The sequence below is a fragment of the Myxococcales bacterium genome, assembly GCA_016717005.1.
Lineage (GTDB): Bacteria > Myxococcota_A > Polyangia > Haliangiales > Haliangiaceae > UBA2376.
In genome coordinates, this window is record JADJUF010000037.1 from 948,284 (window position 1) to 963,481 (window position 15,198).

The window sequence follows — 15,198 nt, forward strand, 5'->3', positions numbered from 1 at the left end:
GCGCCGCGATCGCGGCCGCCGCGAGTCCGCCTCGAGTGATCGCGCGGCGGGCGGCCGGGGCCGCCGGCCGGGCGGCGCCGCGATCGCGTCCGCCGCGAGTGAGCGCGCGGCTGGCGCCGAACCGCCGGCCGGGCGGCGCGCCGCGACCGCGGCCGCCGCGCGTGATTGCGCGGCCCGACCCGCGCACGTACCCTGCCGCCGCCATGACGGCCAACATCCTGCCTGAGCTCGAGGCCCGCGGCCTCGTCGCTGACGTGACCAACCGTGACGAGCTCGGCGCCGCGTTCGCCGCCGGCAACGTGCCGCACTACGCCGGCCACGATCCCACCGCCACCAGCCTCCACGTCGGCCACCTGATCCCGGTCGTGATCCAGCGGCGCCTGCAGCTCGCCGGCCACCGCCCGATCGCGGTCGTCGGCGGCGCCACCGGGATGATCGGCGATCCGTCGGGGCGCTCGGCCGAGCGCAACCTGCTCGACCGCGACACGCTCGCGGCCAACGTCGCCGGGCTGCGCGCGCAGCTCGGCCGCCTGCTCGACTTCGACGACGGCCCCGCCGGCGCGGTGCTCACCAACAACCACGACTGGTTCGAGGGCGTGTCGTTCCTCGACTTCCTGCGCGAGGTCGGCAAGCACGTCACGATCAACTACATGCTCGCGAAGGACTCGGTGAAGTCCCGGCTCGAGGAGCGCGACAGCGGCCTGTCGTACACCGAGTTCAGCTACATGCTGCTCCAGGCCTGGGACTTCGTCGTGCTCGCGCGCCAGCACGGGTGCCGGCTGCAGGTCGGCGGCTCCGATCAGTGGGGCAACATCACCGCCGGCTGCGAGCTGGGCCGGCGCCTGGGCACGGCGCAGCTGTGGGGCCTGACCGCGCCGTTGCTGCTCGACGCCAGCGGCCAGAAGATGGGCAAGACCTCGACCGGCGAGCGGGTCTGGCTCGATCCGGCGCAGACCACCTCGTACGCGTTCTTCCAGTACTTCGTGAACGTCGACGACGCGCTGGCGCCGTCGATGCTCAAGAAGTTCTCGTTCCGCCCGCTGCCCGAGCTCGACGAGGTCATCGCCGTCCACGACGGCGATCACAGCAAGCGCCACTGCCAGCGCGAGCTGGCCCGGGACATCACGCGCTGGGTCCACGGCGACGCCGGCCTCGCCACCGCCGAGCGCGCCACCGCGGTGATGTTCGGCGGCAGCCTCGCCGACGCCAAGGACGCCGACCTGGCCGCGCTCGCCGGCGTCGTCGGCACCACCGCGGTCACCCGGGCCGAGGTCGAGGCCGGCCTGCCGCTCATCGACCTGCTGGTGCGCGCCGAGCTGTGCGCGTCCAAGGGCGAGGCCAAGCGGCTGATCGCCGGCGGCGGCGTCTACGTCAACAACCAGCGCGAGAGCGCCGGCGATCGCAAGCTCGACCTCGGCGCCCTCGGCACCGAGTCGTACATCTTCCTGCGCAGCGGCAAGAAGAACTACCGGCTGGTCCACGTCGGCTGATCAGCGGCGGTGGCCGGGCGCCGCGTCGACTGATCAGCGCCGGGGGCCGCGCGCCGGCGCCGCGTCGACTGATCAGCGCCGGTGGCCGCGGGCAGGCGCCTCGTCGACTGATTCAGCGCCAGTGGCCGCGGGCAGGCGCCGGGCGCCGCGACGATCGACGGCGTTGACCACGGCGACGCGGGAATGGCGGGCGCGGCGGCGTGGTTGTGCCTGTGCGCCCTCGATCGTGCCGAGGTCCGCTGCGGCGCGTCAGCGAGCCGTCGTGCTCGCACCCAACGTTCCCCGACCAGCCGGAGTCCCTTCATCATGACCCCGTTCGCAAGCGTCCTGCCGCGTCCCAGCGCTCGCGCCGCCGCGCTCGTCGCCGCGGTCGCCGCGGTCGCGATCGCGGTCGCCCTGCTGATCCCTGCCCCCCACAAGCACGCGACGCCGCGGCAGGCGCCCACGTACTGCGGGCCGACCCAGCGCGGCGCCTCCATGCACGGCCACTGCCGCCCGGCCATCTACGTGATGGAGATCGAGACCCGCTTCGTCGATCCGCACTTCGCCCAGCCGCCACCGCAGCGCATGGGCTGCCGCTACCCGGTCGATCCGCACATCGCCGCGCCCCACAGCCACCGGGTGCCCCACGTCCACGCGCACCGCTGGCGGTGACGACCGCCTGGGGGCACGCCTGCGCCCGGTCATCATCGCGCCGCGGCAGCCACCCGCTCCCGACCGTGTCCACGCGCGGGCGATGACGACCGTGCCGACGACCAGGGTCCAGACCCATGCCCACGTCCACGCGCACCGCTGGCGGTGACGACCGCGCCGACGGCTCGTGGCATCCTGCGCCGCGATGTCCGATCGGATCGACGACGACCTGCCGCCGCACACCGTGGCCTCGACCCTGGCCAGCCTGGCGCGGCCGGCCAGCACCCACCCGCCCCGGGTGCTGATCCTGTACGGCTCGCTGCGCACGCGCAGCTTCAGCCGGCTCCTGGCCGAGGAGTGCGGCCGGGTGCTGACCGCGTTCGGCGCCGAGGTCCGCACGTATGATCCCAGCGGCCTGCCGGTGTTCGATCGCCAGTCGTTCGACCTGCCCAAGGTCGCCGAGCTGCGCGCGCTGAGCCTGTGGTCCGAGGCCCAGGTGTGGGTCAGCCCCGAGCAGCACGGCGCGATGACCGCCGCGTTCAAGAACCAGATCGACTGGATCCCGCTGGCCGACGGCGCGGTCCGCCCGACCCAGGGCCGCACCCTCGCGGTGCTGCAGGTCAGCGGCGGCAGCCAGTCGTTCAACGCCGTCAACCAGCTGCGCGTGCTCGGCCGCTGGATGCGCATGCTCACGATCCCCAACCAGTCGTCGGTGCCCAAGGCCTTCGACGAGTTCGACCCCGACGGCCGGATGAAGCCGTCGAGCTACCGCGACCGCGTCGTCGACGTGATGGAGGAGCTGTTCCGCTTCACGCTCCTGACCCGCGACCACGCCGACCTCCTCGCCACCCGCTACAGCGAGGACAAGGAGCGCCGCGCCCACGGCGCCCTCAAGCCCGCCCTCGGCGTCGCCCCGAAAGAGTGACCCCGCGCGCGCCGACGGCACGCCTCGGGGCCGGCGCGATCCGCAGCGGCACCCGCACCGCCGCCGACCGCACGACCGCGGTCAGCCCGCCGCCGCCCTCCGGCTCACTGGCAGCTCGGGGCGTCGGCCAGCGCCAGCAGCATGTTGCGCATGTGCGCCGGGGCCTCCACCGCCGGAACGCGGATGAAGTCCTGATCGGTGTTCGAGATGAGCAGGCCGCCGCCGGGCATGCAGAACGACCACGCGATCGCCTGGCCGGCCGGGTTGGTCTGGATCGTACGAACGCCGGGCCCGCTAGCGGTGGCCCCGCACGCGTACCAGTACTCGGTCAACGACGGCGCCGCCTCGCCGGTCGTGGCCAGACAGCCGACGACCGTGACCGGATCCTGGAAGCCCGTGACCGTGCCGGTCCAGGTGAACGAGCCGCCGTGGGCGTTGACGATCTCGGCCAGGGTCTGGTTGGTCGCGTAGCTCGATTGGTACTCGCCCTGCAGGTACGCGCCGCGACCAGACGAGACGAACTGGTCGATGGTGGCCCGCCGATTGGTCGGCAGATCGATGAGGCCCGACGACACGATCAGGATGTCGGTCGTGGCCAGGTTGGCCAGATCATCGAGCGTGGTCTGCGGGGCGATCGTGACCGTGTGCCCGAGCGGGGTCGCGACGTCGGCCCAGCGCTGGTCCATGTTGTGGCCGACGTTGAGCGACTGGCTCTCGATGATCGTGATGCGCTGGGGCCCGCGCGCGCGCAGCACGCAGGTCGAGCAGTCGCCGCCGACCGGGATCACCGAGCAGCGCGCGCTGCAGCAGGTCGAGCCCCCGCGCTCGGCGCACGCCAGCCCGTCGCTGGCCGCGGCCACGTCGGTGCAGGTCCCGGTGGCGGTGCAGACGTCGGGGTTGCAGGTCGGCTCGTCGCTGCACGCGGTGTCGACCGGGGCGTCGTTGTCGCCGCACTGGCCGGCCTGGCAGGTGTCCGCGGCGCTGCACGTGCTGGCGCCGTTGCCGACGCACGGGGAGTCATCGGGCGCGAACAGGTCGGCGGGACAGTCGGCGCTGTCGCCGGCGCAGGTCTCGGCGACGTCGCAGCTCGAGGCGGCGGCGCGGCAGGTCACGGTAGCCGCCGCGAACTGGCAGTCGATGGTGCAGCAGCCCCCGGGCTGGCCGTTGCCGCTGCCCAGGTCGCACTGCTCGCCGGAACCGACGGTGCCATCGCCGCACGGGGCCGCGTCCGGCGATGCGTCGGGCGAGGTCGCGTCGATCGGCGTGGCCACGCCATCGATGCCCCCGCCGTCGCTGCCGGCGTCGGAGATCGGCGCGCCCGACTCCCCGCACGCGACCGCGGCCATGGTTGCGAACACGATCACGAACAGGCGCAGCTGGTCCATTCCGCCCAGTGTCGCCGCGGTCGGTCGCGCGCACCAGCGCGCGCGGCCGGCATGGGCGACGATCTGTCGCCAGCAGGCCGCGTTGGCGCGGCCGTGCGGGGACAGCCGCGGCGGACGGGCCGGTGTGGAGTGGCCCCTGCGGGGTCGCGCCCGCGGTAACGATTCGTTACGCTCGTGGGGTGAGCAGCCTCCGCGTTGTCGCGCACTTGCTGGTGGGCACGCGGGTTGCTGAGCTGGGCGCCGTGGAGGCCCGATCGTGACCCGCGTGCTGGTGGTCGACGACGATCGCTCGATCCGGCGCAGCCTCGAGAAGTTCCTCGGCGGCGAGGGCTACGGGGTCGCGACCGCGGGCGACGGGACCGAGGCCCTGGCGGCGGCCGGCGCCGCCGACGTCGTGCTGCTCGACCTCGGGCTGCCGGGGGCCGACGGGCTCGACGTGCTGGCGGCGCTGCGCGCGCGGCCGCACCCGCCGACGGTCGTGGTCATCACCGCCCGCGACGACATGGCGTCGACGGTGACCGCGATCCAGCGCGGCGCCTACGAGTACCTGGTCAAGCCGCTCGACGTCGATCGGCTGCGGCTGGTGGTGCGGCGCGCCGCCGAGTCGCGCGAGGCCGAGCGCACGCTCGGGCACCTGGTGGCGCGCGACAGCGAGCAGTTCGCCGCCGGCAACATCCTGGGCAAGAGCACGGCGATCCGCGAGGTCTACAAGCAGATCGGCGCCGTCTCGACCAGCAAGGCCAGCGTGCTGATCCTGGGCGAGAGCGGCACCGGCAAGGAGCTGGTGGCCAAGGCCATCCACTACGCCGCGGTCGATCGCGACAAGCCGTTCGTCGCGATCAACTGCACCGCGTTCGCGCCGGGCGTGCTCGAGAGCGAGCTGTTCGGCCACGTCCGGGGCGCGTTCACCGGCGCGGTCGGCGACAAGCTCGGGCGGTTCGAGCTGGCCGGCGCCGGCACGCTGTTCCTCGACGAGATCGGCGAGCTGCCGCTCGAGCTGCAGGCCAAGCTCCTGCGGGTGCTGCAGGAGCGCACGTTCGAGCGGGTCGGCGACGGGCGGCCGGTGCCGCTGCGCGCGCGGGTGATCGCCGCGACCCACCGCGACCTGCCGGCGATGGTCGCGCGCGGCGAGTTCCGCGAGGACCTGTACTACCGGCTGCGCGTGGTCGAGCTGCACCTGCCGCCGCTGCGCGCGCGCGTCGACGACATCCCGCTCCTGGTCGAGGGCCTGCTGGCGCGGATCAACCGCGAGCTGCACAAGCAGGTGCGCGCGGTCGCGCCCGAGACCATGGCGGCGCTGGTGCGCTACCCGTGGCCCGGCAACGTGCGCGAGCTCGAGAACGCGCTGACCCGCGCGGTCGTGCTGTCGGCCGGCGAGGTGCTCGAGGCCCGACACCTGCCGATGCTCGGGGCCGCGGCGCCGACAGCGCTCCCCGCCGCGCCGCCGCCGGGGCTGGTGTCGCTGCGCGAGGTCGAGCGTCGCCACGTCGAGCACGTGCTGGCCGCGGTCGGGTGGAACAAGCGGCGCGCGTGCGCGGTGCTCGAGATCAGCCGGCCCACGCTCGACCGCAAGATCGACGAGTACGGTCTGGTGCGCCCGGCCGGCGCGGAGGACGACGGGTGATCGGCCTCCTGCACATCGCGATCGGCTCGCTGGGTGCGGCGTTCTCGCTGCTGATCCTGCGGGCTGATCCACGCCGCCACGACAACCGCGCGTTCGCGGCGCTGGGCTTGCTCGACGCGCTGATGGCGCTGTTCCGCGGCGTCGCGGGCCTGCTCGGCGCGTCCTTGGTCGAGGTGTCGGTGCTGACGCCGTGCGTGATCGTGTCGCCGTTCCTGGCCTGGGCCACGCTCGAGTTCGCGTGGTCGTTCCCGCTCAACCGGCCGCTGGCGTGGCGCTGGCGCCTGCCGATCGCCGCCGCGGCGCTGACCACCGCGGGGCTCCTGGCCGGCGCCGACCTGGCGTGGGCCAGCCTCGCGAGCAACCTCGGCTTCTTCATCCCGACGACCGTGCTGATGATCGTGTGGCAGTACCGCAACCTGCGGCGGTTCACCGGCGACCGGCTCGGCCCGCGGCTGGTGGTGGCGGCCCTGGCGCTGCGCTGGATCGCGGCGAACGTGGTCTACGTCTCGTGGGGCCACATCGACGCGACCTTGTGGGCGCAGCTGGTGTGGATCGACTCGACCGTGATGGCCCTGGCGTCGTTCGTGATGATCGGCCTGGCGATCATCCGCTCGAACCTGTTCACGATGCGCAGCGCGATGGGCGAGCTGGCGCTCGAGGTCGCGTTCTTCGTCACCGGCCTGGTGCTGACCGTGGCGGCGGTGCTCAACGCGCTGTCGGTGCGCGACCGCTACCCGGTCGTCGGCACGACGCTGGTCCTCCTGGCCGCGCTGATCCCGCTGGGCGTGTTCGTCGTCACCGAGCGGCTGCGGCCGCGCCTCGAGGCCGGGGTCGATCCGCGGCGGGCCCAGTGCCGCGAGCTGCTCGAAGCGGCCGACGCGACCGCGACCGGGGACGCCGCCGCGGTGATCGCCAGCGCCGAGGCCACGCTGACCGCGATCAGCGCGGGCGGCACCGCCCGGTTCCGTCCGGCGACCGCGGGCGACGCCGCGCTGCCCGAGGACGCGCTCGCGGTGCCGGTCGCGGCCGGCGGGCACCGCTTCGGCGCGCTCGAGGTCACCGGCGGCGTGCGCGATCGCGAGACCGTGCGCGCGGCCGGCCTCCTGGCCGAGCGGATCGCCGCGGCGTGCGAGCTGCGGCGCCTGGCCGGCGAGCTCGAGGCCGCCAGCCGCCTGGCCACGCTCGGCGCCTTCGCCGCGGCCATCGCCCACGACATCCGCACGCCGCTGACCAGCGTGCAGCTGAACGTCCAGATCCTGCGCGGCAAGGTCGCGCTGCCGCCCGACGACATGGAGCACTTCGACATCGCGCTCGACGAGCTGCGCCGGCTCGACCAGCACGTGCGCGAGCTGCTCGACTACGCCAAGCCGGTGGCGCTCCACCGCGAGGTCGTCGCGCTGCGCGACGTCGCCGACGACGCCGCGCGGGCGATCGAGGCCCAGCTCGACGAGCGCGGCCTGCACCTGGCCCGGGCCCACGACGCCGATCTACCGCCGCTCGCGATCGACGCGACCCGGCTGCGCCAGGTGCTGTGGAACCTGCTCGACAACGCCGCCAAGGCGTCGCCGGCCGGCGCCACGATCGAGCTGGTGACCCGCCGCGCCGGCGACCGGGTCGTGATCGACGTGATCGACCACGGCGCCGGCATCGCCGCCGCCGATCTGCCGCACGTGTTCGAGCCGTTCTTCACGACCCGGCCCGACGGCACCGGCCTGGGCCTGGCGATCTGCCAGAAGCTCGTGCGCGGCCACGGCGGCGAGCTGGTCGTGCGCTCGACCCCGGCCGCGGGCTCGACGTTCTCGGTCGTCCTGCCGGCCGCGTAACGTCTCGTGGCCGCGCCGTAACGCTCGGAGACATGGCCGATGACTAGTATTACTCTCGGAGTTGGTGTCGTGCTGTTCTTCGCAGCGTTGCTTATCGACTTCCTGGCCGCAGGTGCGTTTCGCTACCGACTCCCGCTCGTCCTTGTGTTGCTTGTGACCGGCCTTGGGCTCGTGGTGTTCTCGCTGGGTCGGCAGACCTGAGGGGATGCCCGGGAACGGAACCCCACCTGTTGCACCCGCGCTGCCCGTGCGGTGGCGTTCAGCAGAGGCCGAGCGGCGGCTTGGAGACGGCTCCGTCCAACGTCGCACACATGAGCGAAGCAACGACCGGTGAGCGGGTCATCAAGCCGCTGCTCGTAGCCGTGACCCTCCCGTCCCGCGTCGACTTGGCGACGGTCATCCAGATCGCCGCTCGGGCCGGCGCCACGCCCTGCCCGCCGCGTAACGTTTCGTGGCCCGGCGGTAACGGTTCGTTACCGTGATCGCGCCGTCGCGGCGACCCGGTCGTCGGCGCGCCTGCCGCCGCGCGCACTTGCGGCGGTGAAGCGATCCGGCACGGCGGGTGCTCTTACCGATCACCGTGTGGACCCTGGCCCGGAAGATCCTCCTCCACGATCGCATCAAGTTCGCGGTCGCCGCGGCCGGCGTGGCGATCAGCGTGAACCTGGTGCTGGCGCAGATCGGCCTCTACCTCGGGTTCATGCAGAACGCGTCGAACCTGATCGATCACAGCACCGCTGACGTCTGGGTGACCGGCGCCGGCAGCGAGAACTTCGACTTCTCGGCGCCGATCGACGACCGCGCCTACTACCAGGTGGCGTCGACGCTGGGCGTGGCCCGGGCCGAGCGCCTGCTGCTGGCGTTCGGGCAGTTCCGCCTGTCCGACGGCGGCACCCAGGGCGTGCAGGTGGTCGGGGTCGAGCCCGGCGGCCGGCTGCTGCGCCCATGGAACCTGGTCGCCGGCGACGCCGGTCGGCTGCACGAGCCCGGCGCGATCGTCGTCGACGTCAGCGAGGCCGCGAAGCTCAAGGTCGATCAGGTCGGTGCCCGCAACGAGATCTTCGGCGCCCGGACCCAGGTGGTCGCGCTGACCCGCGGCATCCGCAGCTTCACGACCTCGCCGTTCGTGTGGACCGATCTCGATAGCGCCCGCGCGTACACGCTGTACCCGGCCGATCGCTACAACTTCGTGATGGTGCAGGCCGCGCCCGGCGAGTCGGCGCGCGCGCTGGCGGCGCGGCTCGACGCGCTGCCCAACCTCGACGCGTACACCACGCCGGTGATGTCGACCCGGGCCCGCACCTACTGGTCGTCCCGCACCGGCGTGGGCGCTGGGTTCTTCACGACCGCGGTGCTGGGCGTGATCGTTGGCCTCGTCGTCGTCGGGCAGATCCTCTACAACGGCACGCTCGAGCACCTGCGCGAGTACGGCACGCTCAAGGCCATGGGCGCGCGCAACAGCGCGATCGTCCGCGTGATCGTCTACCAGGCGCTGATCTCGGCGCTGGTCGGGTTCGTGCTCGGCGGCGCCATGACCCTGGGCGCGCGCGTGCTCCTGGCCAAGGCCAACCTGACCGTGCTGATCACCCGCGAGCTGGTGATCGGCACCGCGGTCCTGACGATCGTCATGTGCTGCGTCGCGGCGCTGCTGTCGGTCGTGAAGGTGCTGCGCCTCGATCCCGCGTCGGTCTTCAAGGGCTGACACCGCCGCCTCCACCCGCGCCCACGTCGCTCTCCAACGCCTGACACCGCCGCCTCCACCCGCGCCCACGTCGCTCTCCAACGCCTGACACCGCCGCCTCCACCCGCGCCCACGTCGCTCTCCAACGCCCGACACCGCCGCCTCCACCCGCGCCGTCAGTCTTCAAGGCGCACTCCTCTCCCACCCACCCGAGCCCACCATGTCCACCACCACCACCACCACCGCTTCGCCCATCGCCGCGCTCGCCGGCATCACGAAGGTCTACGGCGCCGGCGAGACCCAGGTGACCGCGCTCGAGGGCGCGGACCTGTCGGTCTACCCCGGCGAGATCTTGCTGATCGAGGGCCCGTCGGGCTCGGGCAAGACCACGCTGATCTCGATCCTCGGGCTGCTCCTGCGCCCGACCCGCGGCGACGTGTTCATCCGCGGCGAGCGGGTCACCGACCTGCCCGAGCGCGCGCTGCCGGCGATCCGGGCGAGCGCGTTCGGGTTCGTGTTCCAGGGCTTCAACCTGTTCCCGGCGCTGACCGCGCTCGAGAACGTCGCGATCGCGATCCGCGTCAAGGACCCGAAGGTGCGGCGCCCCCAGGTCGAGGCCGCGCGCCTGCTGCACGCGGTCGGCCTCGCCGACCGGATGCACCACAAGCCCGCCGATCTCTCGGGCGGGCAGAAGCAGCGGGTCGCGATCGCCCGGGCGCTGGGCGGCGACCCGCCGCTGATCATCGGCGACGAGCCCACCGCCGCGCTCGACACCAAGACCGCGCTGGGCGTGATGGCGCTCCTGCGCGAGCTCGCGACCCGCGAGGGCCGCGCGGTCGTCGTCGTGACCCACGACCCGCGGCTCGAGCGCTTCGCCGACCGGGTCGCGCACGTCGAGGACGGCCGCGTCACCGCCGTCGTCACCATCGATCACAGCCGGGCCGCGTGACCGCGCCCGCCACCGCCTGGAGGATCTCATGACCAACGCACCCGCTCCCCGCCCGCGGCGGCTGCCGCGCCTCGCCGCCGCTCTCGGCATCGGCGCCGTCGCCGTCGTCGGCATCGCCTGGTCCCAGCGGCCCGCCCCGGCCGCGCCGCCGCCGAGCGCGCCCGCCACCACCGCGCTGATCGCGCCCGGCCTGGTCGAGGCCGCGGGCGACCGCGTCGAGCTCGGCGTCGAGACCAGCGGCCGGCTGATCGAGCTCCTGGTCGACGAGGGTGACGCGGTCACCGCCGGGCAGCTGCTCGGCCGGCTCGACGATCGCGTCGCCCGCGCCCGCGTGGCCCGGGCCGAGGCCGGGCTGGCCGCCGCCACCGCGCGCCGCGCGCTCCTGGCCCGGGGCGCACGCCCGGGTGAGCTGCGCGCCGCCGCCGCCGAGGCCGCCGCCGCCGAGGCCGTCGCCCACGAGCGCGGCCTGGCGCGCGACCGCGCGGTCGCGCTCGCCACGGCCAACGCCAGCGCGATCGCGCCGGCCGAGGTCGACGTGGCGCAGGGCCAGGCCGACACCAGCGCCGCCACCGCACGGGCCGCCACCGCACGGGCCGCGGTGCTGTGGCAGGGCGCCCGCCGCGAGGAGCTGACCGAGGCCGCCGCCGCGATCGCCGCCGCCCGCGCGGAGGTCGACGAGGCCGAGGCGGTGCTGGCGCACCACGAGCTGCGCGCGCCGCGCGACGGCGTGATCCTGCGCCGGCTGCACGAGGTCGGCGAGCAGATGACGACGATGCCGCCGACGACGCTGCTGATCATCGCCGACACCCGCCACCTCGAGCTGCGGGTCGAGGTCGACGAGGCCGACGTCGGCCGGGTCGCGGTCGGGCAGCCGGCGTGGGCGAGCGCGCTGGCGTACGGCGACCGCCGCTTCGTCGGCCAGGTCACGCGGATCGTCGGCGAGCTCGGCCGCAAGACCCAGCGGCTCGACGACCCCCGCGCGCGCATCGACACCCGCGTGCTCGAGGTCGTCGTGGCGCTGACCGAGCCCGCGGCGCTGCCGCTGGGGCTGCGCATGGACGTGCACCTCGCGCCGCTCGGGACCGCGCCGTGACCCGGGCGCGCACGATGGTCGCGCTGGGTGCGGTGGTCGCGCTGGCGATCGCGCCGAGCGCCCGCGCCGACGATCCGACGACCGCGGCCCACGACGGCGATCCGACCGCCGCGGGCGCCGCCGGCGATCCGACGACCGCGGGCGCCGCGCGCCGGCTGACCCTGGCCGACGCGCTGGCGGTGGCGCGCACCGACAACCCGGCGCTCCGCGGTCAGCAGGTCGCGGTCGCGCGCGCCGAGGCCACCGCCCGCGCCGCCCGCGGCGTCGACGATCTGATCGTCGAGGGCGGCGTCGAGGGCACCGCCCGCACCAGCCCGGCGATCGCCGGCGCCGCGTTCCAGGACACCGCGACCCGCGCCGTCGCTGCCCGCGCCAGCGTGTGGCAGCCGCTGCCGTGGGGCGGACGGGTCGGCGTGCAGGTCGCCGACGACGTCGCCCGCGTGACCTCGCGGGTCGCGATCGGCGGGCCCGCCGTCGACATCACCACGACCGCGCACCGCCCGCGGGTCGAGCTGATCTGGCTGCAGCCGCTGGCCCGCGGGCGCGGCCGCGCGGTCCACGATCGCCCGCGCCACCAGGCCGAGCTGACCGCGGCGGTCGAGCGCGCCGGCGTCACCGCGCGCGGCGCCCAGCTCGGGCTCGACGTCGCGACCGCGTACTGGGAGCTGGCGTACGCCGCGCACGAGGTCGCGCTGCGCGAGCACGCCCTGGTCGTGGCCCGGGATCAGCTCGCGGTCACGCGCGCGCGCACCGACGTCGGCCGCGGCTCGGACCTCGAGGTGCTCGCGGTCGAGCAGGCCCTGGCGGCCCGCGAGGTCGCGCGCCTGGCCGCGGTCCAGGCCCGCACCGCCCGCGCGGTCGACCTCGCGGTCCTGCTCGCGGTCGACCCAGCGACGCCGCTGGTCGCCGCCGATCCGCTGGTCGATCCCGCGCCCGCGCCGCCCCCGGCGCTCGACGCGACCCTGGCCGCGGCCCTGTCGTTCGCGCCCGAGCTGCGCGCGGTCGAGCACCAGACCGAGCTGGCCGCGACCGAGCTCGCCGCCGCTGATGGAGACCGCGGCCCCGCGATCGATCTGACCGTGCGCGGCGGCCCGGCCGGCAGCTCGGACCGCGCCGGCGCCGCCTGGAGCCAGGTCGCGCAGCTCGACGGCTACGAGGTCAGCGCCGGCCTGGCGTTCGCGCTGCCGGTCGGCGATCGCGCGGCCCGCGGCCGGGTCGCCGCCGCCCGCCACGAGCGCAGCCGGCTCGAGCTCGAGCGCGCCGACCGCCGCGCGCACCTGGGCGCCGCGGTCCGCCGCGCCGTCGACGCCCTGGTGCTCTCGGATCAGCGCATCGCCGCCGCCGCCCTGGCCGCGGACCTGGCCGAGCGCACCGTCGCGCTCGAGCGCGATCGCTGGCGCACCGGCCTCGGCACCAACTTCGACGTGCTGACCCGCCAGGATCAGGCCGTCGCCGCCGCCGCCGCCCTGGCGCGGGCCCACGCCGATCGCCGCATCGCCGCCGCCGCCGTCGCCGCGCTCACCGGCGCGCCGCGCTGAGCCGCGCTACCAGCCGCACTCCTGGCCCGCGTTCTGCGCCTTCCGCCACGCGTGCAGCGTCGTCGTCGAGCGCGCGGGCGCGCCGCCGCGCTGAGCCGCGCTACCAGCCGCACTCCTGGCCCGCGTTCTGCGCCTTCAGCCACGCGTGCAGCGACGTCGTCGAGCGCGCGGGCGCGCCGCCGCGCTGAGCCGCGCTACCAGCCGCACTCCTGGCCCGCGTTCTGCGCCTTCAGCCACGCGTGCAGCGGCGCGAAGTAGTCGAGCATCGCGGTCGCGTCGATCTCGCGCTGGCCGGTCATGGCCTCGAGCGCGTCGGGCCAGGGCTTGCTCGCGCCCAGCGCGAGCATCGCCGCCAGCTTGGTGCCGGCGCCGGGGCTGCCGTAGATCGAGCACTCGTGCAGCGGCCCGTCCCAGCCCGCGGCCTTGCACAGCGCGCGGTGGAACTGGAACTGCAAGATCGTCGACAGGAAGTAGCGCAGGTACGGCGTGTTCGACGGCACGTGGTACTTGGCGCCGGGGTCGAAGTCGGTCGCGGCCCGCGCCACCGCCGGCGCGACGCCCTGGTACTGCTGGCGCAGCTCCCACCAGCGCTGGTTCCACTGCTCGGGGGTGATCTTCCCCGAGAACGCCTCCCACCGCCACTTGTCGACGACCAGGCCGAAGGGCAGGAACGCGACCTTGCTGAGCGCGACGAACATCTGCTGGTTGATCACCGCCTCGGGCGCCACCGAGACCTTGTCGAGCAGGCCGATCTGCTTCAAGTAGCTCGGGGTGATCGACAGCGCGATCGTGTCGCCGATCGCCTCGTGGAAGCCGTCGTTGGCGCCGCTCTGGAACAGCACCGGCAGCTTGTAGTAGCTCAGGTAGTAGTAGTCGTGCCCGAGCTCGTGGTGCAGCGTGATCAGGTCCTCCTGGTTGACCTTGATGCACATCTTGATGCGCGCGTCGCCGGAGTAGGTCGGGTCCCAGGCGCTGGCGTGGCACACGACCTCCTTGCCCTTGGGCTGCACCAGCTGCGACCGCTCCCAGAACGTCGCCGGCAGCGACGGCAGGCCCAGCGACACGAAGAACGACTCGGCCAGCTTGGCCATCCGGGTCGCGTCGTACTTCTGCTTGACCAGCGCAGCCGAGACGTCGGGCGAGGCCTGGCCCTTGTTGGGCTCGAGCAGGTCGTAGACGTTGCTCCAGTCCTGCGCCCACATGTTGCCGAGCATGTGCGCCGGCATCGGGCCGGTCGGAGGCACGACCTTGGGGCCGTAGAACTTCGACAGCCGGCGCCGGGTGTAGCAGTGCAGGTCCTTGTACAGCGGCTCGACCTGGCCCCACAGCGTGTCGGCCATCGCGACCACGTCGTCGGGCTTCATGTCGTACGACGACAGCCACAGCTCGCTGACGTCGGCGAAGCCGTTGGCCGCGACGCCCTCGTTGGCCAGCGGGACGAACCGCTCGTAGATCGGGCGCACCGCGCGCCCGGTGGTGTCGTGCCAGCCCTGCCACGCGGCGAGCAGCTCGGCGGGCTTGCGGCTCTTGGCCATGATGGTGGTGAGCTGGCCGAGATCCTGGCACGCGCCCTTCGCGCCGCACACCTTGCTCTTGCCGTAGGTGCTGTCCATCGCGGTCGTGGCCTCGGCCAGCGCCTTGGCCTTCTGCTCGTCGGCGGGCGCGGTCTGCCCGGCGATGCGCAGCAGGTGGAACTGGCGCTGGGTGGCGGGGTCGAGCTTGCCGACGACGCCCTCGAACTTCTTGGCCTCGCCGATCTTCCGGGTGAGGTACGCCGTCGCCGCCTCGGCGGTGAGCGCGGCGCGGGCCTCGGTCTCGGGCGTGATGTTGGTCGACCGCTCCCAGTCCGCGGTGTCGCGCACGGTCCAGACCTCGCGCAGGCCCTTGTCGACGTCGGCGATGAAGGCCTGGGCCTCCTCGACGGTCGGCCCCACCGGGGTGGCGGTGCGGGTGCCGGTGCCGTTGGTCGGCGCCGGCGGCTTCGACTTCGACTTGCACGCGAGCAGGCTGGGCGCGAGGGCCAGCGCGATGACAGCAAGGGTACGAGTGCGCATGCC

Annotated in this window: 11 protein-coding genes; 9 read left to right on the forward strand and 2 right to left on the reverse strand. The window is 74.2% G+C overall.

Annotation, left to right across the window (positions count from 1 at the left end; all coding sequences use genetic code 11):
• Positions 1–203: 203 nt before the first annotated feature.
• The 3 genes from IPL61_27765 (at position 204) to arsH (ending at position 3,048) form a co-directional block, all read left to right on the forward strand.
• The gene (locus tag IPL61_27765; GenBank protein ID MBK9035017.1) at positions 204–1,490 is read left to right on the forward strand and encodes a tyrosine--tRNA ligase; all 1,287 of its coding nucleotides are present in this window, start codon (positions 204–206) and stop codon (positions 1,488–1,490) included.
• A gap of 306 nt (positions 1,491–1,796) precedes the next feature.
• Complete coding sequence (locus IPL61_27770; protein MBK9035018.1) at positions 1,797–2,144, forward strand: hypothetical protein; 348 nt, start codon at positions 1,797–1,799, stop codon at positions 2,142–2,144.
• A gap of 184 nt (positions 2,145–2,328) precedes the next feature.
• Complete coding sequence (gene arsH, locus IPL61_27775) at positions 2,329–3,048, forward strand: arsenical resistance protein ArsH (GenBank protein MBK9035019.1); 720 nt, start codon at positions 2,329–2,331, stop codon at positions 3,046–3,048.
• Positions 3,049–3,152: 104 nt separating this feature from the next.
• Here arsH and IPL61_27780 read toward each other — a convergent pair whose 3' ends face one another.
• Positions 3,153–4,433, reverse strand: coding sequence for a hypothetical protein (locus IPL61_27780; protein ID MBK9035020.1), 1,281 nt, complete (start codon positions 4,431–4,433; stop codon positions 3,153–3,155).
• A gap of 256 nt (positions 4,434–4,689) precedes the next feature.
• Between IPL61_27780 and IPL61_27785 the strand changes: the two genes are divergently transcribed.
• From IPL61_27785 to IPL61_27810, 6 genes are all read left to right on the forward strand, one after another.
• Positions 4,690–6,057 (forward strand): sigma-54-dependent Fis family transcriptional regulator, encoded by a 1,368-nt coding sequence (locus IPL61_27785; GenBank protein MBK9035021.1) that lies wholly within the window; start codon positions 4,690–4,692, stop codon positions 6,055–6,057.
• Positions 6,054–7,880, forward strand: a complete 1,827-nt coding sequence (locus tag IPL61_27790) for a hypothetical protein (protein ID MBK9035022.1) — start codon at positions 6,054–6,056, stop codon at positions 7,878–7,880. Before IPL61_27785 ends, IPL61_27790 begins: the two co-directional genes overlap by 4 nt.
• 562 nt (positions 7,881–8,442) lie before the next feature.
• Positions 8,443–9,582 (forward strand): ABC transporter permease, encoded by a 1,140-nt coding sequence (locus IPL61_27795; protein MBK9035023.1) that lies wholly within the window; start codon positions 8,443–8,445, stop codon positions 9,580–9,582.
• Between the two features lie 199 nt (positions 9,583–9,781).
• A complete protein-coding gene (locus tag IPL61_27800) occupies positions 9,782–10,510 on the forward strand; it encodes an ABC transporter ATP-binding protein (GenBank protein MBK9035024.1) in 729 nt (242 codons plus the stop codon).
• Between the two features lie 28 nt (positions 10,511–10,538).
• A complete protein-coding gene (locus IPL61_27805) occupies positions 10,539–11,603 on the forward strand; it encodes an efflux RND transporter periplasmic adaptor subunit (protein MBK9035025.1) in 1,065 nt (354 codons plus the stop codon).
• Positions 11,600–13,141, forward strand: a complete 1,542-nt coding sequence (locus IPL61_27810) for a TolC family protein (GenBank protein ID MBK9035026.1) — start codon at positions 11,600–11,602, stop codon at positions 13,139–13,141. The genes IPL61_27805 and IPL61_27810 overlap by 4 nt, the downstream gene beginning before the upstream one ends.
• A gap of 194 nt (positions 13,142–13,335) precedes the next feature.
• Here the strand turns inward: IPL61_27810 and IPL61_27815 are convergent, their stop codons facing one another.
• Positions 13,336–15,195 (reverse strand): M2 family metallopeptidase, encoded by a 1,860-nt coding sequence (locus tag IPL61_27815; GenBank protein ID MBK9035027.1) that lies wholly within the window; start codon positions 15,193–15,195, stop codon positions 13,336–13,338.
• Between the last annotated feature and the right edge of the window lie 3 nt (positions 15,196–15,198).

Excerpts from the sequence above, each read along its gene's own strand:
- IPL61_27765 (MBK9035017.1), top strand. The coding sequence starts at position 204 with ATGACGGCCAACATCCTGCCTGAGCTCGAGGCCCGCGGCCTCGTCGCT.
- IPL61_27770 (MBK9035018.1), top strand. The coding sequence starts at position 1,797 with ATGACCCCGTTCGCAAGCGTCCTGCCGCGTCCCAGCGCTCGCGCCGCC.
- arsH (MBK9035019.1), top strand. The coding sequence starts at position 2,329 with ATGTCCGATCGGATCGACGACGACCTGCCGCCGCACACCGTGGCCTCG.
- IPL61_27780 (MBK9035020.1), bottom strand. The coding sequence starts at position 4,433 with ATGGACCAGCTGCGCCTGTTCGTGATCGTGTTCGCAACCATGGCCGCG.
- IPL61_27800 (MBK9035024.1), top strand. The coding sequence starts at position 9,782 with ATGTCCACCACCACCACCACCACCGCTTCGCCCATCGCCGCGCTCGCC.
- IPL61_27805 (MBK9035025.1), top strand. The coding sequence starts at position 10,539 with ATGACCAACGCACCCGCTCCCCGCCCGCGGCGGCTGCCGCGCCTCGCC.
- IPL61_27815 (MBK9035027.1), bottom strand. The coding sequence starts at position 15,195 with ATGCGCACTCGTACCCTTGCTGTCATCGCGCTGGCCCTCGCGCCCAGC.